Here is a 20,090-nt window from a genome sequence, read left to right as displayed (position 1 = left end):
CTTGAGCGCCGACGAGGTCGTGCGGTTTCTCGAAGCGGTGCCGTCCTTGAAGGCGCGCGCGACCTCACAGAACCCTCCCGATTCCTGTTTATGCGGTTTCGTGATTCACTTCGGTTGGAGGTGATTTGCGATGACGAAGGCATATTCCCTTGATCTGCGTGAACGGATAGCCCGGTTCGTTGATGGTGGTCGGTCGCGACATGCGGCGGCCGCGCATTTCGGCGTTTCGGTTTCCTTCGTGGTGAAGCTGATGGCTGCCTGGCGCGCAACCGGCAGCCTTGCGGCGAAGCCGGGCGGCGGCTGGCGCTACTCCAAGCTTGATCCGCATCGCGATTTCCTGATGCGCCGGGTGCGCGAGAAGGACGACATCACCATGCCCGAGCTTGCCGCCGAACTGGCCGAGCGCGGCACGGTCGTCGCGCCCTCCTCGATCTCGCGCTGGCTGATCCGCAACGGTTATCGCTTCAAAAAAAACGCTGCTGGCCAGCGAACAGGATCGACCGGACATCGCGAAGGCACGCGACGAATGGGTGGCGAAGCGCCAGCCGAGGATGCGGCGCGAGCCACACAGGCTCGTCTTCCTCGATGAAACCGGCACAACGACAAAGATGACCCGTCTGCGTGGCCGCTGTCTCAAGGGCCAGCGTCTGCGCTCCAAGGCTCCGTTCGGACACTGGAAGACACAGACCTTCATCGCAGGGCTCCGGTGTTATGGGCTGACCGCTCCCTTCGTCGTCGACCGGCCGATGAACCGGCGCATCTTCGAGACCTATGTCGAGACCCAACTCGCCCCGACGCTGTCGCCGGGCGATGTCGTCATCCTCGACAATCTCGCCGCCCACAAGAGCCCGAAGGCCGAAGCAGCCATCCGCGCGCGTGGGGCGTGGATGCTGTTCCTGCCGCCCTACAGCCCGGATCTCAACCCGATCGAAATGGCATTCGCAAAGCTCAAGGCGCACCTGCGAGCCCGCGCCATCCGCACCATCGACGGTCTCTGGCAGGCCATCGGCGACATCTGCTCCCTCTTCTCGACAACCGAGTGCAGAAACTACTTCAAGGCGGCAGGCTACGAACACTCATGAATGCACGCTGCTCTAGGTGTTCGAGAAACATAGTCTGACAGGCAACATCGCCTATAGCTGTGACGACGCCCTCTCGCTGGTAACGCTTGTCTCGGCCGGCAACCGCATCGGCTTTGCCCCGAGAGGGTCGAAGGGTGCTGGAACTACACCGTTCGTCTCTACCGCCTGCTACAAGAGGTATTGGGTACTGAATAGAAGCTGGAAATTTCTGCAGGCTGCGACTGTCGGAAAACAACAGCAATTGGCGCTCTCTTGCCGGACTCTCGAATCCCCTTGGCCCCTGAGAGAAACCAACTTCCAAGCTGCACCGGGAAGCTGTCATGCCAACTCAAGGTGAGAATCTTTCGACCCTTGCGCGATCAACGGCACGGGAGACTTCCATTGCAGGTGGGAAGCGTTAAGTCGGCGCGCCACGATATCGTGGTTGAGCCACTGGACGGGGCCGGAGGGATCTGAGGACTCGCCAAAAATTAGCTGCCCGGTCGCTTCCACCACGAGAGCACTCAGCAGGTCGCTGATCATCGCCTTGCTGTCCCGGTGCATCTGCGTGATCTCGTTGGACGTGCCGATGGTCAGATCGGACTGTGCTTGGCTGTTTGCCATCGGCCACGCCGAGAAGTCGTAAAACGGACGCATGACCTCGTTGGCCTGCATATCGGTAATTTTTTGGAACACATCCTTCATTGTGAAGCCGTCTGCCAGAAGCTGTTGGCATGCCTGCCACTGGTCCTCGGCCCATTGGCCACCATTCTCTTTCTTCAAGGCGAGCAGCAGCGGTATCAGGGGAAGCTCGATACCCGTGAATACGTCGGACGAATTGGTCCGGATCTCGGGACAGTTATAGACGGTTGCCTTGACACCCGCTGCCCAGGCTTCTTGCGCGATGCATTCGAGCCGCATCTTGGCGTAACCTTGGGTGTAGTTGGTGTAGGTCTGCCAGCGATAACTCCCGTCAATCAGGACTGCCGTTCCATGATAACCGTAGGCCGAATACCGCACCTGACCACCCGATGCCTCCACGCGCTCACGAATCCCCGCGCTGAAGTCGATAAGATGTTGAAAGGTGATTGCGGAGACTTCGTCGAAGTTCTGCAGGATGAGCTTGCCCATGTCGCTGTCGAGCAGCGCTTGCGACGACATGTGGCGGGGACCGCGTCCCTTGTAGATCCGGTTGGCGACGACCAGGAAAACCTTAGCCTTCGGGATGCCGCCGGCCATTGTATGGGCGAAGAAGACATTGCGGCCGTCGGCAATCATTCCGTCGAGAACGGCCATGACCTGCGAAAGCGAATTCGTGAACCGTGCGGTGGCGATGTCCCGGCACTGTTTGATGTAGTCCCAGTCGAGCGTGTCATGTTCCCAGCTCTCCAGCGTCATGGCTGCGAGGAGATCCGTCGGAGTGGGGCCTCCTGCCGGAGCGTCGAGATCGAAGCCAGCCATAAGAGGTATGTTGATAATTCTGCCGCCCAATCGGGCCTCGGCGGCAGAGAGTTCCTCGGCGTCCAGAGGCCGCAGTGCGTTGTTCTCGTCGCGCCGCCCGACCGTGATTCCCACGATCTCCATTCCAGCCCGCCGGGCTTCTTCGAGCAAGCCAGTCGCATATCCGCGACCGAATAGTTCGCCGAAGAGGACGAAAACATCACCTTTACGAAAGACCTTGTTTTCGGCGATGCGGTTCAATGCGACCGGGTTTTCCATGCAATCACTCTTTGGTCCGTTAGTCGTCGATCGATGGCTCACACGAGCTTGGATAATCCACATGACCGTAATGACCCGTAATAGGAAGTCATTTTAAGTGACCGTTCATTTCAAAGCGTGAAGTCCCCCAAGGATTTCTCGCTATCTGAACCGGATAAAGCAGACCTGAGACCAAACCCTTTCGCTGGTGTCGTTGGCTTCCGCCGCTCTTGGCATTGGCCTTGCGCCGGAATGGACGCTGGATCTACCAAATCGAAATTTCGAGCTCAGGAAGGTGAGGGGTGTCGGACTGGGACGTGTCGCAGGACATCACACACGTGTGCGTCATTGGCAGCGATGGCAAGATCGTTTGGCAGGGCACCTGCCTTTCGACCCCGGCGGGCATTTAGGGTGCCATCAAAACCAAGGCGCCGAATGCGATCCGCATAGGACTGGAGAGCGGATCGTAATCGACCTAGCATTGTCATGCGCTCAAAGCAGAAGGATTGCCGATCGTCTGTCTCGACGCGGAGCGAGTAAACTGCTTTCTGCGAAAGGGCCTGCACCTTAGCTCCCAAATTTGTCAGCGTTGGCGCTTTCCAGAGCTTGCGGTGTTGTAGCCACTGTGCGGATTTGATCTCGGGAAGCTCTCGTCTTGTGCTTCGAAGATCGCATAATGCATCCCCTGGAACCTGGACGTGTGCAGTACCCGAGTACCGCATAGGACAGCTGCCCGTGATAGGTGTGCCATTCAACACCGTGGGCCGGGGCCGGCATAGATCGGCCGCTTGTTATTTGTGCCTCTCATGCTATATGTAGGTAAATACCTACATATAGGTGCGCCATGAGCATCACGACCCTTTCCAGCCGAGAGCTGAATCACGACGTCAGTAGCGCTAAGAAGGCAGCCAAAAATGGTCCCGTTATCATCACCGATCGCGGCAAGCCTTCCCATGTCTTAATGACCTACGACGAATTCGAGCGCTTGAGCGGCAAGCACCGCAGCCTCGTTGACGCTCTCGCCATGCCGGGCCTCTCGGCGATCGAGTTCGAGCCGCACCGCATTGAAATTAGACCCCGGGGTGTGGACTTCTCTTGAGGCACCTGCTGGATACCAATGTCGTGTCCGAACTGCGCAAGATCGGTGACGGCAAAGCCGATTCCAACGTGGTAGCGTGGGTCGGAGCGGAAGATGCGTCGCGCTTCTTCATTTCGGCCATCACGATTCTTGAATTGGAGCGGGGCATGCTCGGCGTGCAGCGCCGGGACGCAGCACAGGGCGCTCGGCTGCGCGCCTGGCTTGACAGTCGTGTGCGTCCGGAATTCGCTGGCCGCATCCTGCCGATTGACGACGCGGTTGCGACACGTTGCGCGCACCTGCACATTCCGGATCGCCGCAACGAGGCGGATGCATTGATTGCCGCGACGGCGCTGGTCCACGACATGACCGTGGTCACACGCAACACCAGGGATTTCGAAGGTACCGGCGTTGTTTTAGTCGATCCCTGGCAAAGCTGACGGCATCGCTCCTGCTTGGGTTCGAGTCCCGTCGGTCTCGAGTACAGCTGGTCGGCAATTCCGTGGCGGTGTTGGGGTCAGTGAAAGCTCAAACCAATCGCAAGATCGACTGACAGCCCCGTCGATTGCGCTCGATTGCAGGGTCGCCTGTTCGATTATCCTCAAGGCGGACATCAGCATTGTGTCCGGCCTGGAGACACTCGTCCTTTCACAAGAAGGGTTCGCCGGCGACTGCCGTTCGCTCCGGACGACCTGGCGCATGACAGCGGCTTGCCGAAGGCCCCAGCCAGCGCGACGTCGTTCTCGATCGGCCATAATGTCTCCCGCCGAAGCGAAGTGGACGAGGTCATGGAAGAGGCAGCCGGTGCCGGAGCGCGGATCGTAAAACCTGCCGAAAAGACATTCTATGGTGGACATGCCGGATATTTCACCGATCCGGACGGGCATCTGTGGGAGGTCGTGTGGAACCCGGCCGATCTGCCGCCCGAAGGTCGAGGTGATTGATCGGCCGTACGACAAGCTCGACCTCGCTTGTCCGGTGGCGGGAGGTCGGCGCTACAGGGAAAAAGCGCGTACAGCCACCCGTCTTGGGCTCCGATTCACGCCCTGCGCGCAGTAATGATCCACGAACGCGAGTCAAAGAGTACGCCCTCCGTGGTCATATGCGCCTCCAGCAAATCGCGCAGCCGCTCCAATGCCTGGTCGGCCGCGTCATCGGTGCGCGCGAGCGCGTCCTTCACGAGATAGAGATCGATCAGCGCGTCAAGGGCCGTATCGACGTCTGGCCCATAGAAGACCGGTTCTCGCACGTCGACGAAATCAATCGAAACAAATCCGGCCGTGGTGAGAAGTTCGGTAGCGATAGTGGGATCACCAAGCGAAAACGCCGCCGAAGCTTCTGCGGAAGCCGCGGTTGCCGGGGCCAGGGTTCGGCTGATGGCACCAGCCCACTCATTGCGCTTTTGACCCTGCCACACCATCCATGCAAGGCGCGCGCCCGGAGGCATCGCGCGGGCGATATTGGCAAACGCCGCCGCCGCATCAGCAAAGAACATGACGCCAAACCGGCTGATGCAGAGGTCGAAGCTGGCGGTGGGAAATGGATGATGCTGGGCATCGCCCTGCTCGAACGCGATATTTCGCACGCCTGCTTCGCTGGAACGTCGTCGCGCAATCTCAAGCATCTCCAAGGACGCGTCCACGCCGAGCGGGTTACCTTCCACCGCTACATGGGCGGCGTCACGCGTCGATTGTCCTGCCCCGCAGCCTATATCGAGCACGCGGTCACGTATTCCAACGCTGGCAGTAGCGCGCAAATGCTCATTGTGCAGCTTCAATTCCGCGTCATAAAAGTCGGCACGATTCAATGTCTCCACCCTCACTTGGTCTTGTTTCTCACTTGGCGGGAGTTCGTTCCCCGACGTGTTCGTCGATAGCAGAAATGATTTTTTCCCAATCTCCGGGATGAATTTCATGGCCGCCACCTTTGATCTTCACGAAGTTCGCACTCGCTACCGCTCGCGCGAGTGCCTCGCCGTGCTCAACTGGAAAAACCGCATCGGCTGAGCCATGAACGACGAGAAGAGGCACTTTTATTTGGTTCAGGCGGCCCTGCCACCTCTCGCCGACCTCAAAGAGGATGCTGTGGTTGGTGGCGCTGAGATAGCCTCCGGACCGGTCAAAATCCCGTTCGATGAAGGCGCGGGTCCCGGCTTCGTCGAACGGATGCGCCGTCCCCGCAGTCAGGCGTGCGTCTTCGACCAGGTACGTGACCGCGTCTTCCCGGTCCGACCAGTCCGCCTCCACGGACATATGTTCCATCCAAGCCTCGCCGCTGGCCGGAAGGTCGGACGTGTCCACTCCGACCGGCGAGGTGCTAATCGCCGTCAGGGAAAGGATGCCCTGCGGACTCTTCAGCGCAGCGACCTGGCCCACCATGCCGCCGAGGGAAAAGCCGACGATATGGGCTTTCGAAATCCCGTAGCCATCGAGCACCCGGAAAATGTCATCGACGGCGTCGTCGAAGGGGTAGTCCGGCTGACCGGGGGGATATTTCGTCGAAAGACCGGAATCGCGCTGGTCATAGCGGATCACGAAACGGCCCCGCTCGGCAAGGCGATGACAGAATTCGTCTGGCCACCACAGCATGGACGCCATCCCCCCCATGATGAGAAGTAGCGGTGGATGGGTTGGATTGCCGAAGCTCTGCGTCGCGAGCTCGACCCCATCAGTGCGGATCACTAGCTCACTCATGCGAGGCCCTCGCGGCGCAGCGCCGCCTGCACCGCAGGCCGCTGTTCGATCCGTGCGATGTAATCGCCAAACGGTTCGGGCAGAGGGAACCCGAGTTGCGCCGCACCCCATGCCAATTGGAAGAGATAGGCATCCGCAACAGTAATGGTCTCTCCGAAAAGGTAGCCCCGATCCAATCGGCCCGCGACGAAGCCAAACCAGTGCAATATTTGCTGGCCGGTCGGCTCCCTGACATCCTCCGGAAGCGACAAGTAGGTGGGAAAGCGCTTGTGAATCTCGGTCGCGATAAGGCTAAGCATCTCGAGCAGGCGGTACCGGCCCAGATGACCATGCGGCGCGAGCTCCGGTGCGCGATCGGCGATCCATGCCAGGATCGCGACATTCTCGGTCAGCACCTCACCATCGTCGAACATAAGGGCAGGCACATATCCCGTCGGGTTGATCTCCGTGTAACGGCCGCCCCCTTCAATCTGTTTGGTCTCGAGGTCGACCTTGACCAAGTCGAACTGAATTCCAGCCTCCAGCATCGCGATATGGTCGGCCAAGCTGGTGAAACCGGGCGCTGAGTAGAGCTTCATCGATCCGACTCCTTGAGACTGATTGCAAATGGCAACTGGTTGCAAGATAGATAGATGGCTTCGGCAATGCAAGCGGTTTTTGGAGGACGACGAATGGGTGACGAACACCGATCGGCTATCGATCAAGGTGGAAGTTGACTTGCCCACAAAAGAAGCATCGCTCCTCAGGCACTGTACACTAGTTGAGGGCGATCTGAGCTAGTCCATTTTGAGTAGAAATGAACGGCGCGACAATTATCGGAACTGAGAGATAATGACAATTGCGCTCGAAGGTTGTATCGATAAAAAACAATTATAGCAAAGTATTGATTCAAATAGCTAAGATACTATACTTGGTGTAGTAATCACTAATTTTAAGACACGGGAACGCTACCTAAATAAAGGATTTTTGGACGGCGCCACAGAACCCGAAAAACATAGTGAGTGCTAAGGAGGGATAAATGTACCGAACAAGCTCGACCTTGAGCAATATTGAAGATGACATCAATGTATTGCCGAAGAAAAGCAAGATTGTAATGCTCGCAAAGACCGACCTGTTCGCCGAATGTCTGACACAGGCGATCAGCGCGCGTTTTCAAGATCAAGACATCGTAAGCCTTTCCGATTCCGACGGTCTTATGGACGGCAAACTTATCGACGTAAGCCTGGTGATGCTCTACCGCCTGCCGGTGGCAGTACTTCCATCGATCATGAGGACGATCCACGAGTTCTATCCGAAGGCCGCGATCGGCCTGATGCTGCAGAATGCGGACGAGTTCGACTCATCGATTGCTGGACTTGTCGACGAAGGATTGCTTCACGGCGTGCTGTCGCTGAACCTCAATCTCGACGTATGCCTCACCGCCATTGATCTCATGATGAAGGGCGGCGAGCATTTTCCCGCCGCGTTGCTTCGGCGCCTGGCGCCGAGAGGGCTCGCAGGGGACGGCGTTGTCGCGCAACAGGCGCCTTCGGAAGACATCGATATGGAACGCAAGACCGACTTTGCCCAAGGCCTCCTCAGGATGCGCGAGATTCAGATTCTCGATCTTATATCCATGGGCACGCAGAACAAGATCATCGCCGATCGTCTCGGGCTTTCCGAAAACACTGTCAAGGTGCATGTCCGCAACATCTACAAGAAGATGAACGTGCGCAACCGGACGGAGGCGGCGTCGCGCTACTTCGGAGCGACGCCGATTACGCCTCGCTCCGCACCCCGTGGCGCTGACGCACTGACCGAAGTGTCGGCATGAATGTCGTGGCGCCGAGCGGCGGCAGCGCTACGCGTCTTATCAGTCGACCGTGAACAATAGGCGGACTTAAACGGCGAATTCTCTAGGCCTCCAGCAGCCACAAGAACCGCCTGAACGTGAACTTGATGGGGGCGAGAGAGTTTTAGCCGGCGGCAGCCTGCCGATTCCGATGAAGCCGCCCCTTTGTTCCGAGATGATTGCGCCCGGGATCCGGGATGATCGCGCCCCCTTGAGGCTGGGGTCCTGCTGGCAATGATTGTTGTCCCTCAGTGGTAATAGCGGGAGCGCGGATGTTGGCGTGGTGCGGGGTTGGTGATTTGCCAAGCAGGTCTGGGAATTCGTGGCGGGTTGGGGAGGTCGAAACCTGAAAGCGCCGCCAATGTGTGGCGCCAGCCGTTCTCGAGCGAGTTCTTTAGCAACTATTAAGTTGCAACCTCGGAAGCTGCTGACATCAATTCCCCAGGATTGGGTGCCTTGAACGTTTGGAGCCCGCTCTCCAGGACTTCGGTGAAACTCCAGCGCACGATGCCCTCGCGGTCGATCAGGAACTGACCGACAAGCTGCTCCTGTTCGAAAGTCATCATCTGCTGATCGGCTTCCGTGATTTCATACCCTTCCTTCCTGTTGAGAAACTCGTCCATTTCGATCACACCCATTGGCTGGGGCAGCTCGCCCGGAAGATCGATCAAGATCGACATGACCGCATCCGCCTCGACGCCGGGCAAGCCGAAGGCCCGGTGCGAGGCCCGTACCGGGTCGGATGCAGCCAGAAGTCCGGGGATTGGGTGATAGCGGAAATAGAGTCGGGCGCGTTCGACCGGGGTGTTTACCACCGCCAGAGTTTGGACGCCTTTCTCGCGCAGGGCCGGATTGAGCTGTGCCATTGCCGCGACATGGCGCCGGCAGAACGCGCAATGCAGGCCTCGAAACAGACCGATCAACAATGGGCTCTGACCGCGAAAATCATCAAGTGCGATCTTGCCCTCGCGTGAGATCGCATCGAGCACAATGTTCGGAGCCAGGTCGCCCGGCTGCAGCGGATGGTCTAAAGCGTGCGTGGACATGGCCAACTCCGGTCCCGTATCCTTCAAGAAAAAAGGCAGTCGCTCCTTGCCCATATTAATCCTCCAGACGGCCGCACTCACGCTCAAAATACCTTCAGCGCCAGCTTTCGCTTCACTCAGGTGCTGCTTCGGAGCGGTCCGTTTCCTTTCATGGCGGAGGGATCAAAAAACCCGCCTGGTGCAAACGCCGGAACTCAGGATGGAGAAGGCACCAGCTAGTCATTTTCTGAATGGTCGCAGTGCTTCTCGCGCCCTAAACACCGGCAACCGAAACTTCGGAACTGATGCTCATGCATGAGCATGCTAATACCGACCGCCTCCTACAACCACGCCGGGTTCAGTTTCGGTTCGGACGTACGTGCCGCAGCGAAATAAACTAGAGGGAGGTCTCTGGACTTAGCTGTGCGCGAATTCAAGCAACGGCCCGATGTGATGATTGTCCGCACCCGGGCCACACTAGTTCCGGCAATCCGGTTCGCCGGGTTCGCAGACACGTCGCTGCGGCCTGCGGCGGTCATTGTCACCACCCCTGCGGTCACGATTGTCGTCGCCGCGACGGATGATGCGATCGCCATCATCGCCCCCACGCTCGAAGTTCCGCCGGTTGCGATCGCCGCCGCGGCGCAGATCACGGTCAAAGTCCGGCAGCCTGTCGACATTAGGCCTGCGGTTGGGCGCGCGATCGAAATCCGGAAGGCGATCCGGGCGATCGCCAAGCTCCCGGCGTCTTTCAACGGGACGCCCGATATCGGGCCTCCGCTCCAATCTAGGCTCGAATTCCCGGCGCGGAGCTGGCCTCGGCTCGAATTCAGGTCTGCGGCTGGGTGGAGGTTCCGCACGGCGATCCGGGCCGCGATAGAAGTCCGGTCCGCGGCGCCAGCGATCGCGGTCGTGATAAAAGTCACGGTCGCGGTAGTGACGATCCCAATAGCTGCTGAAGCTGAAGACAACGACGGGAATACCGAGCGGGCGATAATATTGAGGACCGACATAAACGCGGCGCTGTTGATAAAGCGCCTGGATATATCGGCCGTGCACCCAGCCACGGCCGTCGTAGAACTCCACGTCGCACCACGGCACGTCGGCAAGACAACCGTAGATCTCAACGGATTCGCCGGCCGGAATCACGGTGATCGCCGGATATGCTGTGCTTGGGCCGGCGCGCATATTGACGTTTGCCGTCGCGAAGCCTTCTGCCGCCTGAGCGATCGCCGGAGCAAGCAAGAGCATACCGGTCGCGGCAATTTTCAAAAGGGTGCGTTTCACGTTTTCAACTCCCTGGGAGGAAGGCGTCATGCCACGTCCGGTGTTTGATTTTACTCCGGCTTTTTCCGGTTCCCGGGCATAGTTGAAGCGCCTGCCAGCCTTTGTTGGGCAGCCACCATCGTCTTATCTTTCAATGATTTATAGCGCGTTTTGCATGAACGCAGCTTGAACGGAAGAATCTGGGCTCTAGGCCTTGAAAGTGCCGGGGGTGGATCTTCTTCATTTGCTCGTGCCTATGAGATCGGTTTGGTCCTGCGCATCACAGCCTCCATCTCGGGCACCTTCAACGAGCCACGCGTCGCGAAAAGATACGCAGCTAGGTAGGTCAACTTCTGCCTTGCTTCGCGGTTGTAACCAGGCACGAACTGCACGATCCTCAGTCGGGCCTCTTCCTCTTCTCTCGTCACATCGAGCAGTGCCTTTGAGTAGACCAGGCTGTCACGCCGCCGGCAGCTTTACGCCGATGCCATTCGCGAACGGCCTCCGCGGCCGCCGATTGCGCCGCTATATTATGCCGATCCATCCTCGCATCCAAAGGAGCCGCAGCTTCCAGGCAAATCAGCCGAAGTATCTTTTCGCTGCCTCGCGCGTTTACCAGCACCAGCTGAACACCCGGGGTTCTGCATGCGGCTTTATCAATGCGATGTGAGCGGATTGCCGCTCTATTTCGACAACCATTTTAGCGTAGGCGCGAACAACGCACCTGTCGGATTCGTCGCCGACACGCTGACGCTACACACTCTGACCAACGCGGGCGAAGGCCTCTGGCGGATCACATCGCGGCCTGACAAGCTTTGGAAGTTCTGCGCCAACGCACCGATCGATGGTAGCAACTGGCTTGTCGATGCTGACGATCCAAACCCGCTCGCCATTCCCGCCCGCTATAACCGCCTCATCCCGAACACCGACACGCCGCAGGGTCTCGCGCGATTCCAGAAAATCGGCGCCGCTCAACGTCATCTCTTTTACTCGATCCTGCGCTTTGCCATTCCCTGTCCTGATCGGGCTACCAATCCCGACGGTGGGCTCGTTTTCGACTTCCTGGAAGATGCCGTTGACGATTTTGGCCATCGGGTCCCCGCGGTGACCGGACACGAGGATGGCCTCATCAGCCTTCGCGCCGCTGAGGCGGACGATGTGGTGCGCGAGACCGTCCGCGTCTCGATGGGAGAGCCTTACCGCACTCTGCTCGGCCACTTCAGGCATGAAATAGGTCACTTCTTCTTTCAGCAACTCGTCGAAGGCAGCGACATGCTCTCCGAGGTGCGCCAGCTGTTTGGCGACGAACGTCAGGACTACGACGCGGCGCTTCAGAAGAATTATAGCGAAGGACCCCCTGTTGATTGGCAACAGCGCTTCATCTCGAGCTATGCGAGCTGCCATCCGGCCGAAGATTTCGCGGAGTGCTGGGCGCATTTCTTCCACATCGTCGATACGCTGGAATCGGCCCGCGCGTTCGGCCTTTCGATCGAACCGTTCCGGCATCATGATCTCGACGCAGAGGTAAAGTTCGATCCGTACCGCGCCGAAAGTGCCCAGCAGTTAGTCGGCGCGTGGGTGCCGATTAGTTTGGCGCTGAACACGTTCCAGCGCTCAATGGGACAGGGCGACATCTATCCATTCGTCCTGCCGCCGCCCGTGGTAGAGAAGCTGGAGTTCATCAACAGGCTGATCAAAGCGGCACGAGAAGGCAAGCTAGGCCGGACGAACCGCTTCCACCTAGCTTCGTCCTCGTCTTCGGCCGATCGGTCTACAGCAAAATAGTTCATGGGGAACATCCTTCGAGTTCGTCAATTGCTGACGATAAGGTGCTCGAACGGGCTCGCTCTGCCTATGTGGCGTCGGCAGACGGAAGTTAATTGCGAACGCTCGTGGTTTTGCACGGGATGTCGACTTGAGGTGCGTCGTCGCTGGCACCTTAAACATGCGAAAGCGGTTACCTCGGCTGCCTGCGGCGCGAGCATTTATCTCGGCTTTCCCGCCTGGCGTTCGGAGGCTAGTTTCGCCTGGTAAAGTATGGAGGCCGACATGGGAGCGAATAAATTTGCCGGAGTTGTGAAACGAGCGCTTGTGGTCGGAATCTTGCAGCTTGGCTCTATTGGCTTCGCTCGCGCCGAGACGACGATCCTCAACGTCTCCTATGACTCGACTCGGAAACTCTACAAGGAATTCAATGCCGCTTTCGCTGAAAAATGGGAGGCGGATAGCGGCGAGACGGTGACGATCGATATGTCACACGGCGGCTCGGGCAAACAAGCGCGATTGGTGATCGATGGGCTCGAAGCCGATGTGGTGACGCTGGCGCTCGAAGCCGACATCGACGCGATTGCGCAGGCGACCGGCAAGATCCCGGTCGATTGGAGAAGACGACTGGAAAACGACAGCGCCCCCTACACGTCGACGATCATCTTCCTGGTGCGCAAGGGCAATCCAAAGGGCATCAAGGACTGGGGTGACCTGACCAAGGAAGGCATTCAGGTGATCACCCCGAACCCGAAGACCTCGGGCGGCGCCCGCTGGAACTTCCTCGCCGCCTGGGCCTGGGCACGGGGTGCTAACAATGGCGACGAGGCCAAGGCGCAGGAATATGTGGCGCGACTCTTCGAGCATGTTCTGGTTCTCGACACCGGCGCGTGGGGGGCGATGACCACCTTCGTCCAGCGCGGCCTTGGCGACGTGCTGCTCGCCTGGGAGAATGAGGCCCATCTCGCCCTCGAGGAACTCGGCCCCGATGAGTTTGAGATCGTCACGCCGTCAATTTCGATCAAAGCCGAACCGTCCGTGGCCCTCATCGACGGTAATGTCGACAGCAAAGGAACGCGGAAGGTGGCCGAAGCCTATCTCGACTATTTGTACAGCGACGTCGGCCAGAAGATCGTCGCCAAGCACTATTACCGGCCGTTCAAGCCGGAACTGGCGGATCCCAAGGACACGGCCCGCTTCGCCGATCTCAAACTTGTCACCATTGACGAATTCGGCGGTTGGAAGGAAGCTCAGCCGAAATTCTTCGGCGCTGGCGGGAGTTTCGACCAGATCTATACGCCGGGCCGATAGCCTTGATGTGCTTGGCAGCCGAGCAAGCTTCGCTCCAGCGACAAGTTTGCTGCCAGCCGCCGCCTTTGAAAGGTGCAGGCATCCATGGAAGTCAGCATCCAGAACCTACGCAAGGAGTTCGGCCGTTTCCCAGCGCTCGTCGATGTCTCGCTCGATATCCGCTCCGGCGAGTTGATCGCGCTGCTCGCCCCGTCCGCCTCGGCCAAGACGACGCTGCTCCGGCTCATCGCCGGTCTCGAAAGCCCGACCGACGGCGTCACCCACGACCAGGAAGAAGCGCTGGAGCTTGCGGACCGCGTCGTCGTCATGAGCAAGGGCGCGATCGAGCAGGTCGGCACGCCCGACGAGAACTACGATCACCCGGTCTCGCCCTTCGTCTATGGTTTTCTCGGCCATCTGGTTTAAAAACCTGGCTATCGGCCTGCGCTCAAACGAGTCGGATGGTCCGGCAACCCTCTATTTCCGCCCGCACGACGTCGAGCTCATGGAGGGGTGCGCTGGTTGTCTCGCCGGTCGCATCACGGCGAGCCGTCGCGTCGCTGGCACCCGCCACCTCGAATTGGACCTTGGAAGGATACAGCCGTCGATCGAGATTGAGTTGCCGCCCGAGCGCACGTCCTCGGCCGACCGCACCCGCATCGCGTTCCGACCCACGAAGTGGAAGCTGTTTCGCGGGGAGTAGCCTGTGAAGGCACGGTGGCACTTGGACTTCCCGTGTTCGGATAATGTCGCCATCTTTTCCTGCAGGCAGGTGACCTGAACGGCACATGATCATGGGCCAGGCGCCACCCTGCGCCAGCAACGAATTCCCGGCAATTGCTTCTCAGACGCGGAAATGCCCTTCCCCGTGAAAGCTTCGCCCACGTGACCAGGAGTGAAGAATCACTTATCCTCAGGAACGAAGTGGATGGGTTGGCGGTTCTGCATACGGCCTTTCAGGAGGTCCGAAAATGAAAGAAGTGCCATGGGGCATTGCGCTGTCGGTGACGCTGCAAAACGGCATGAAGCGACAGTTCTGCGGCCCTTACGACGCGCTTGATTTCCTCGAGAACGAATGGCCGATGCATGGCGGGCAGCAGGCCCGAGCCGTGCGAGCCTGTCGCGCCGCTTTGCATCACCCACAGTATTCTGATTGGGCAAAAAATTCCTTCATAGCCGCATGCATTGAAGCGTCATTCGCATGCAGCGACGTCTTGGGACGCGCCAAGCCGCCCCGGCCGGATCTTACATCAGCCTCACGTCGACTGGGCGCTGGTGATAAAGCGGGAACGCCCATTAATCGAGGTAGTGTCGCCCGGTAAGCGACCGGCATAATTATCGCAAGTCGGATCCCTGACCCACTCCGTCGGTACCCAATTGCGCTGCAGCGTGGGCGTGCCGGCCTACTGGCGCAAGGTTGTCAGATCAACCTTTGGCGTGCTGTCTCGCCGCCCGAGCGAGCCGCGGCTTTGTAAATCCCCTCCGCCGAGGCAAAGTTTTCCTGTGCCGCTCAACTGGCCGACTAGGCGGGGCCGGTAAACCACTGCCTTAAAATTGGCTTTACCGCTGAAGCACATAAGTGCCGGGGGCATCATCCATCGGGGGATAGCCTTTCCTGGGAGCGCCGATGTCCGGCGGTGCCACCCGTTCCGGCGCTGAATGGCCGGCGAGCCACGCGACCCAGTCCGGCCACCATGAGCCGTCCTTCGATATGGCTGCCGCGGCCCATTCGTCCGCGCTGACGCTGGAATCGCTCTCACGTGTCAATGCGATGCGAAAACCTCTGCCGGGATGGTCTGGCTCGGAGACGATGCCGGCATTGTGACCCCCGCTTGTCAGCACAAAAGTGACGTCGGTGTCGGTGAGATAATGTATCTTGTAGACGGACTGCCACGGTGCGACATGGTCTCGCTCCGTCCCGACGACGAACATGGGAACGCAGATGTTCTGGAGGTGAGCCGGGCGTCCGTCAACGATGAAACGGCCGGCGGCAAGTTCGTTGTCGAGATAGAGGCGCTGCAGATATTCCGCATGCATCCTGTAGGGCATGTGGGTTGGGTCCGCGTTCCACGCCATGAGATCGGTCATTGGCATGCGTTTACCGATCAGGTAGTCGTGGACGAGGCGCGACCAAACGAGATCGTTGGTGCGCAGCATTTGAAATGCCCCCGCCATCTGATCGGCGGAAAGACAGCCACTATGCCACATCATGCTGTCGAGAAAATGCAGCTGGCTGTGATCGATGAACAGCGCCAGTTCGCCGGGTTCGCAGAAGTCCGTCTGGGCGGCAAACAGCGTGATCGATGCGAAACGCTGGTCCTCGGAGCGCGCCATCGCGGCCGCCGCGATCGCTAGAAGCGTACCCCCCAGACAGTAGCCCGTTGCGTGAATCTTGCGCTCTGGAACGATGGCGCTGACGGCATCAAGCGCGGCCAGGATTCCCAATCGCCTGTAATCGTCGAGTGTGAGGTCGCGGTCCTTCGCGGTCGGATTGCGCCAGGAAATGCAGAACACGGTGTGGCCCCGCGCCACGAGATAGCGGATCAGGGAATTATGCGGTGAAAGGTCGAGGATGTAGTATTTCATGATCCAGGCCGGCACGATCAGGATCGGCTCGGCGATGACGTCCTCCGTCGCGGGCGCATACTGGATCAGCTCAATCAGGTGGTTTCGATAGACAACCTTTCCAGGCGTGGCCGCGACATCGCATCCTACGCGAAACGCTTCCGTCCCGACCGGAGGTTGCCTCATGGCCAGCCGGCCGACGTCTTCGAACCAGTTGCGGAATCCATGCGTGAAATTCGCCCCGCCCGTTTCCATTGCCCTGTGGATCACTTCCGGGTTGGCGAAGGGAATGTTGGACGGCGAGAACACGTCCAGCCACTGGCGCGCGGTAAAGGAGACGACGTCCTCGTGGTGCGGTGTCATGCCGGGGACGTGGCGCGTAGCATTTTGCCACCACTGCTGGCACAGCAAGAAAGCCTGCGCCCAGACTGTGTAGGGTTGCTTTTGCCAGCCCTCCGCGCGAAACCGGTTGTCTCCCGGCAGCGCCTGACTGCAGGGCGGCGCGTCCGGACGCGTGGCGGCTGCAGCCATGTAAGTCAGCAGAAGGCCCCAATTCTGCCCTGCCTTATCGGCAAGTTCCATGCGCTTTCCCGGAGCCGATGCGAGGTGGATCGACCAGTCAAAAAAGGCGAGTGTCAACGCGGCTGGTGAAAGACCTCCTGTCGCCATTGCACTCAGAGCCTCACGCATCCGATCAATTGCACGGAATGCTTCGCTGCCCGAGCCCTCGTCTTCGCATGGCAGCGCCGATTGTGCCGCAATCGAGCTAGCCAACCCTGCTTTCGTCGTGCGGTCTGCGGCCAAAACTGGTCCGTCACACGTCTTCATCGCGAAACTCCATTCAGCCTTGCCGCCGCAGTCGTTGATGCCGATCAATCCCGATCGCCGACGGGGATTAGCGAGGTGTCGTCGATCGGAGCAGACGATGGAAGTATTACTATTTATGATGGTGCGCTGCTTCTCAGGTCTGTGCAAGTCGACTCTCTTAAATGGGCCTCCAGGGCAGTTGCGCTGTAGGACGGCACATCAATTTGCGTAGAAGAAGCTCAACTCGTCAGTGTTCGGGAGGCGCGTGGCCCTGTCTGGCCATGGCGCGAATCTCAGAAGCGATATCGAACCAGGCGCCCCATACGATAGGGCGTCAGGATGGTGCTGAAGAGCTGCAGCGCGATCTGGGCGGGCGGTGACATCCGCGCCACCTGTCCGGTGTCCCAATCCGAACGATCCTCGATGAGCTTTAGTCCCGGTACCTGGCGCTCTACCTCTGCCGGGTCGTCGAGCGCCCAATTGAGACAGGCGCCGGTGGCGCGGATCGCCGGATTGAAGCGCAGCAGTCGGATTGCGAAGCTGCTATAGGCATCGAAGGCTATCTCCCCCGAGGGGAAGTGGCCGGCGATCCGCCGCAGAACCTGCGCAACCTGGTGTTCCTCCAGATAAGGCAGAACGCCCTCGGCGACGATCATGGCCGGCTTGTCGGCGGGAAGTTTCGCAATCCAGCCGTGCTCGACGATCGAGCAGGCAATCATCGCGCAGTCCGCACGGTCGGGGTAGATCTGCCGGCGCAAGGAGATGACATCGGGGAAATCCAGCTCGAACCAGCGAACTCCCGGCCCAGGATCTATGCGGAAGATGCGACTGTCGAGACCACAGCCGAGATGGACAACAGTCGCCTCCGGGCAGCGCTGAAGGAATGCCTCCGTCCAGCGATCGAGCATATAGGCGCGCAGCGCGATGCCGATGGTCATGTCGTGACCAACTTTAAGATGCCGGCTGCCCTGATCGATACGGTGCAACGCATCCGCGGCGAAGCGGTCGCGCAGCAGCGAATCCGGCATGGCGCTTTCGGCTGCCTTGGCTTGGAGTGTGATCAGCAAGGTTTCCCTTGCGCCGGTGAGGCGGATTTGCTCCTGTTGCATGGCTTCCTCCAAGGTGCCCTGCATCAGGAGGGTACTCTGTCTGCCGTACCAGCAGCAACGAACTTCTTATCCTCGGCATAGATTGTTGAGCACCAGGCGCTGAGGTGAAAATCTATTCAAAAACCGTCTTAGCGAAATCAGCGTCCATTCCGCCGAGTTTCGGCGGAATGTGCAATGCATGTCATTTTTAAAGGACAAGGCAGCCGAACTGGAATATTGTGCAGCGCAACAAAAAGATATCTGCCGCGTAGCACCGGTGATCTCCAGATGGCGACAGCGAGGAGGCGACATGCGATCCCTTTCCGACACACTGGAGCGACTTGCCAGATTTCGTACAGCTAAGAGCGGCCACGCAACTGCGGCAACCTCGAACCTGTCTCGGCTGCAACGCTTCGGTTCAAATCCCGGAGCTTTGGAAGCATGGTACCATGTTCCTGAGGGGCTGGCCGAAGCGCCGGCGTTGGTCGTGGTCCTGCATGGATGTACGCAGAATGCTGCCGGTTATGATCACGCATCCGGGTGGTCCAAACTCGCTGAGGATTTCGGTTTCGCGGTTCTTTATCCGGAGCAGGTCCACGCCAACAACCCCAACCTGTGCTTCAACTGGTTCAACCTAAGCGATATTCGCCGAGGCGAGGGAGAGGTCCACTCGATACGGCAGATGGTGGAGACCATGATCGCCGACCATGGCATCGACCGTCGCCGGGTTTACATCACCGGGCTGTCGGCGGGAGGCGCGATGGCGAACGCCGCGCTTTGCGCCTATCCCGAGATTTTCGCCGGGGGCGCAATCATCGCCGGCCTTCCCTATGCCGCTGCTACATCAGTTCCGGAAGCCTTCGACCGCATGCGCGGACACGGCATCCCCAATCCGGAACGCTTGCAAAAGCGGCTGTCCGGGGCCTCGCCTCATCGCGGTCCCTGGCCGACGATATCGGTGTGGCATGGCACCAATGACAGGACCGTCGCGGAGGCGAACGCCAATGCCATCATCGCTCAGTGGAGCGGCGTCCATCGCGTCCCAACCAGCCCCTCGTCGGTGGAAACGGTCGACGGGCACAAAAGGATGGCCTGGCGAGATCAATCCGGCAGGGACGCGATTGAGCTTTACCTCATAGACGCCATGGGCCATGGGACACCAATCGACATCGCATCCGGCTACGGACACACCGCGCCGTACATGCTCGACGCAGGAATTTCCTCTACCCTCCACATAGCGCGCTCATGGGGCCTGACGCCGTCGTTCCAGCGCCGGCGGGAAAGAGCTGCCCACGTCAAGCCCGCCCGACCAGCTCATGCAGCCAGCCGATCACAGTCGGATTGGCAGGGAGACATTCAGTCGGTGATCGAAAGGGCACTCCGTTCGGCCGGACTGATGCGCTGACAGCGGCGCGTTGCTGCGCGAGAGAGCGTGCTTGCACCAGGTGCCGTCATCGATTTTAATTTCCTGCCGTCCTCCAGGCAGATCATGAAGTCCTCAGTCACAGATTTCTTGATCGGGACGCATGAGCTCATCAAGAACGGGCGCCGCCTTGCATTTGGCCTGGCAATCGAAACGGCTCCGTCACGCCAGATGTCCTCGCATTAGACCGCCTCGAGCCGGCTGAACCGAACCGGGATGAGTTGTCGCGCCTCGAGTTGTCCTGCCGAATTCTTGTCGATGACAGTCAGAAACTGTTCTTCAGAGCCCAAAGGAAGAACCAGACGGCCCATTGGTTTGAGCTGCTCAAGCAAAGCCGGCGGCGCCTCCTCGGCCGCCGCCGTGACGAGGATCTTGTCGAATGGGGCGCGCTCGGGCCAGCCGCGAGACCCGTCTCCGACACGGATGCCGACATTTGACATGCCGAGGCGCTGTAGGAGAGCCTCGGCGTGGGTTGCGAATTCCTCGATGATTTCGACGCTC

17 protein-coding genes and 6 pseudogenes are annotated in these 20,090 nt (G+C 59.4%); 12 read left to right on the top strand and 11 right to left on the bottom strand.

The genetic code is table 11. The annotated features are described in order from the left end of the window. The first annotated feature begins 130 nt into the window (after positions 1 to 130). Together CO676_RS32440 and CO676_RS36570 are read left to right on the top strand one after the other, a co-directional pair. Positions 131 to 1,082, top strand: a protein-coding gene (locus CO676_RS32440; RefSeq protein WP_280952076.1) for an IS630 family transposase whose coding sequence is annotated in 2 segments (ribosomal slippage) — positions 131 to 483 and positions 482 to 1,082 — 954 coding nt in all. Because the reading frame shifts where the segments join, the coding sequence is not laid out codon by codon here. Positions 1,083 to 1,101: 19 nt separating this feature from the next. Continuing rightward, positions 1,102 to 1,218, top strand: a pseudogene (locus tag CO676_RS36570) (transcriptional regulator); the annotation flags it as partial. Between the two features lie 182 nt (positions 1,219 to 1,400). Here the strand turns inward: CO676_RS36570 and CO676_RS32435 are convergent. Further along, positions 1,401 to 2,780 (bottom strand): hypothetical protein, encoded by a 1,380-nt coding sequence (locus CO676_RS32435; RefSeq protein WP_097524094.1) that lies wholly within the window; start codon positions 2,778 to 2,780, stop codon positions 1,401 to 1,403. Between the two features lie 163 nt (positions 2,781 to 2,943). Here CO676_RS32435 and CO676_RS36565 point away from each other — a divergent pair. From CO676_RS36565 to CO676_RS36910, 4 genes and pseudogenes are all read left to right on the top strand, one after another. Continuing rightward, positions 2,944 to 3,075, top strand: a pseudogene (locus CO676_RS36565) (LysR family transcriptional regulator); the annotation flags it as partial. Positions 3,076 to 3,603: 528 nt separating this feature from the next. Further along, positions 3,604 to 3,858, top strand: coding sequence for a type II toxin-antitoxin system Phd/YefM family antitoxin (locus CO676_RS32425; protein ID WP_097524093.1), 255 nt, complete (start codon positions 3,604 to 3,606; stop codon positions 3,856 to 3,858). Further along, on the top strand, positions 3,855 to 4,277 hold the full coding sequence (locus CO676_RS32420) for a type II toxin-antitoxin system VapC family toxin (RefSeq protein WP_097524092.1): 423 nt from the start codon (positions 3,855 to 3,857) through the stop codon (positions 4,275 to 4,277). Before CO676_RS32425 ends, CO676_RS32420 begins: the two co-directional genes overlap by 4 nt. Positions 4,278 to 4,523: 246 nt before the next feature. Further along, positions 4,524 to 4,781, top strand: a pseudogene (locus CO676_RS36910) (VOC family protein); the annotation flags it as partial. Positions 4,782 to 4,876: 95 nt separating this feature from the next. Here CO676_RS36910 and CO676_RS32410 read toward each other — a convergent pair. The 3 genes from CO676_RS32410 to CO676_RS32400 are packed head-to-tail and all read right to left on the bottom strand — an operon-like array spanning position 4,877 to position 7,108. Beyond that, complete coding sequence (locus tag CO676_RS32410; protein ID WP_097524090.1) at positions 4,877 to 5,752, bottom strand: class I SAM-dependent methyltransferase; 876 nt, start codon at positions 5,750 to 5,752, stop codon at positions 4,877 to 4,879. After that, positions 5,673 to 6,530, bottom strand: a complete 858-nt coding sequence (locus tag CO676_RS32405; protein ID WP_097524089.1) for an alpha/beta hydrolase — start codon at positions 6,528 to 6,530, stop codon at positions 5,673 to 5,675. Before CO676_RS32405 ends, CO676_RS32410 begins: the two co-directional genes overlap by 80 nt. After that, positions 6,527 to 7,108: a glutathione S-transferase N-terminal domain-containing protein gene (locus CO676_RS32400; protein ID WP_097524088.1), complete on the bottom strand. Its 582-nt coding sequence runs from the start codon at positions 7,106 to 7,108 to the stop codon at positions 6,527 to 6,529. The genes CO676_RS32405 and CO676_RS32400 overlap by 4 nt, the downstream gene beginning before the upstream one ends. Positions 7,109 to 7,548: 440 nt before the next feature. Between CO676_RS32400 and CO676_RS32395 the strand changes: the two genes are divergently transcribed. Next, the gene (locus CO676_RS32395; protein ID WP_097524087.1) at positions 7,549 to 8,343 is read left to right on the top strand and encodes a response regulator transcription factor; all 795 of its coding nucleotides are present in this window, start codon (positions 7,549 to 7,551) and stop codon (positions 8,341 to 8,343) included. A gap of 422 nt (positions 8,344 to 8,765) precedes the next feature. On the opposite strand, the gene CO676_RS32390 is transcribed toward CO676_RS32395, so the two are convergent. The 3 genes and pseudogenes from CO676_RS32390 to CO676_RS36555 form a co-directional block, all read right to left on the bottom strand. Beyond that, entirely contained in the window at positions 8,766 to 9,407 is a 642-nt protein-coding gene (locus tag CO676_RS32390) for a peroxiredoxin-like family protein (RefSeq protein WP_097524099.1), read from the bottom strand. A 456-nt stretch (positions 9,408 to 9,863) separates the two neighbouring features. Then, positions 9,864 to 10,673 (bottom strand): SH3 domain-containing protein, encoded by an 810-nt coding sequence (locus tag CO676_RS32385; protein WP_097524098.1) that lies wholly within the window; start codon positions 10,671 to 10,673, stop codon positions 9,864 to 9,866. A gap of 233 nt (positions 10,674 to 10,906) precedes the next feature. Next, positions 10,907 to 11,196, bottom strand: a pseudogene (locus tag CO676_RS36555) (hypothetical protein). Positions 11,197 to 11,297: 101 nt separating this feature from the next. Between CO676_RS36555 and CO676_RS32375 the strand changes: the two are divergent. The 4 genes and pseudogenes from CO676_RS32375 (at position 11,298) to CO676_RS32360 (ending at position 15,028) form a co-directional block, all read left to right on the top strand. Next, entirely contained in the window at positions 11,298 to 12,437 is a 1,140-nt protein-coding gene (locus CO676_RS32375; protein ID WP_097524086.1) for a putative zinc-binding metallopeptidase, read from the top strand. Positions 12,438 to 12,701: 264 nt separating this feature from the next. Beyond that, a complete protein-coding gene (locus CO676_RS32370) occupies positions 12,702 to 13,727 on the top strand; it encodes a sulfate ABC transporter substrate-binding protein (protein ID WP_097524097.1) in 1,026 nt (341 codons plus the stop codon). A gap of 84 nt (positions 13,728 to 13,811) precedes the next feature. Then, positions 13,812 to 14,409 (top strand): annotated as a pseudogene (locus CO676_RS32365) (TOBE-like domain-containing protein). A gap of 268 nt (positions 14,410 to 14,677) precedes the next feature. Further along, positions 14,678 to 15,028, top strand: coding sequence for a DUF982 domain-containing protein (locus tag CO676_RS32360; protein WP_097524085.1), 351 nt, complete (start codon positions 14,678 to 14,680; stop codon positions 15,026 to 15,028). A 238-nt stretch (positions 15,029 to 15,266) separates the two neighbouring features. Here the strand turns inward: CO676_RS32360 and CO676_RS32355 are convergent, their stop codons facing one another. Continuing rightward, positions 15,267 to 17,099 carry an alpha/beta fold hydrolase gene (locus CO676_RS32355; RefSeq protein ID WP_097524096.1) on the bottom strand — a complete coding sequence of 611 codons (1,833 nt, stop codon included), beginning with the start codon at positions 17,097 to 17,099 and terminating at the stop codon, positions 15,267 to 15,269. A 272-nt stretch (positions 17,100 to 17,371) separates the two neighbouring features. Beyond that, entirely contained in the window at positions 17,372 to 18,187 is an 816-nt protein-coding gene (locus CO676_RS32350) for a class I SAM-dependent methyltransferase (RefSeq protein ID WP_097524095.1), read from the bottom strand. 289 nt (positions 18,188 to 18,476) lie between these two features. Here CO676_RS32350 and CO676_RS32345 point away from each other — a divergent pair, with 289 nt between their 5' ends. Continuing rightward, a complete protein-coding gene (locus CO676_RS32345; protein WP_097524084.1) occupies positions 18,477 to 19,571 on the top strand; it encodes a PHB depolymerase family esterase in 1,095 nt (364 codons plus the stop codon). Here the strand turns inward: CO676_RS32345 and CO676_RS34945 are convergent. Both CO676_RS34945 and CO676_RS32340 read right to left on the bottom strand, forming a co-directional pair. After that, positions 19,523 to 19,702: a MucR family transcriptional regulator gene (locus CO676_RS34945; protein WP_245424600.1), complete on the bottom strand. Its 180-nt coding sequence runs from the start codon at positions 19,700 to 19,702 to the stop codon at positions 19,523 to 19,525. The genes CO676_RS32345 and CO676_RS34945 overlap by 49 nt on opposite strands. A 69-nt stretch (positions 19,703 to 19,771) precedes the next feature. Further along, positions 19,772 to 20,090: pseudogene (locus tag CO676_RS32340) on the bottom strand (protein-L-isoaspartate O-methyltransferase); the annotation flags it as partial.

It is taken from the genome of Sinorhizobium sp. BJ1 (assembly GCF_002531555.1).
GTDB lineage: Bacteria > Pseudomonadota > Alphaproteobacteria > Rhizobiales > Rhizobiaceae > Sinorhizobium > Sinorhizobium fredii_B.
Note: the sequence above shows the minus strand (reverse complement) of the source record. Positions and strands in the feature narration are given on the sequence as shown.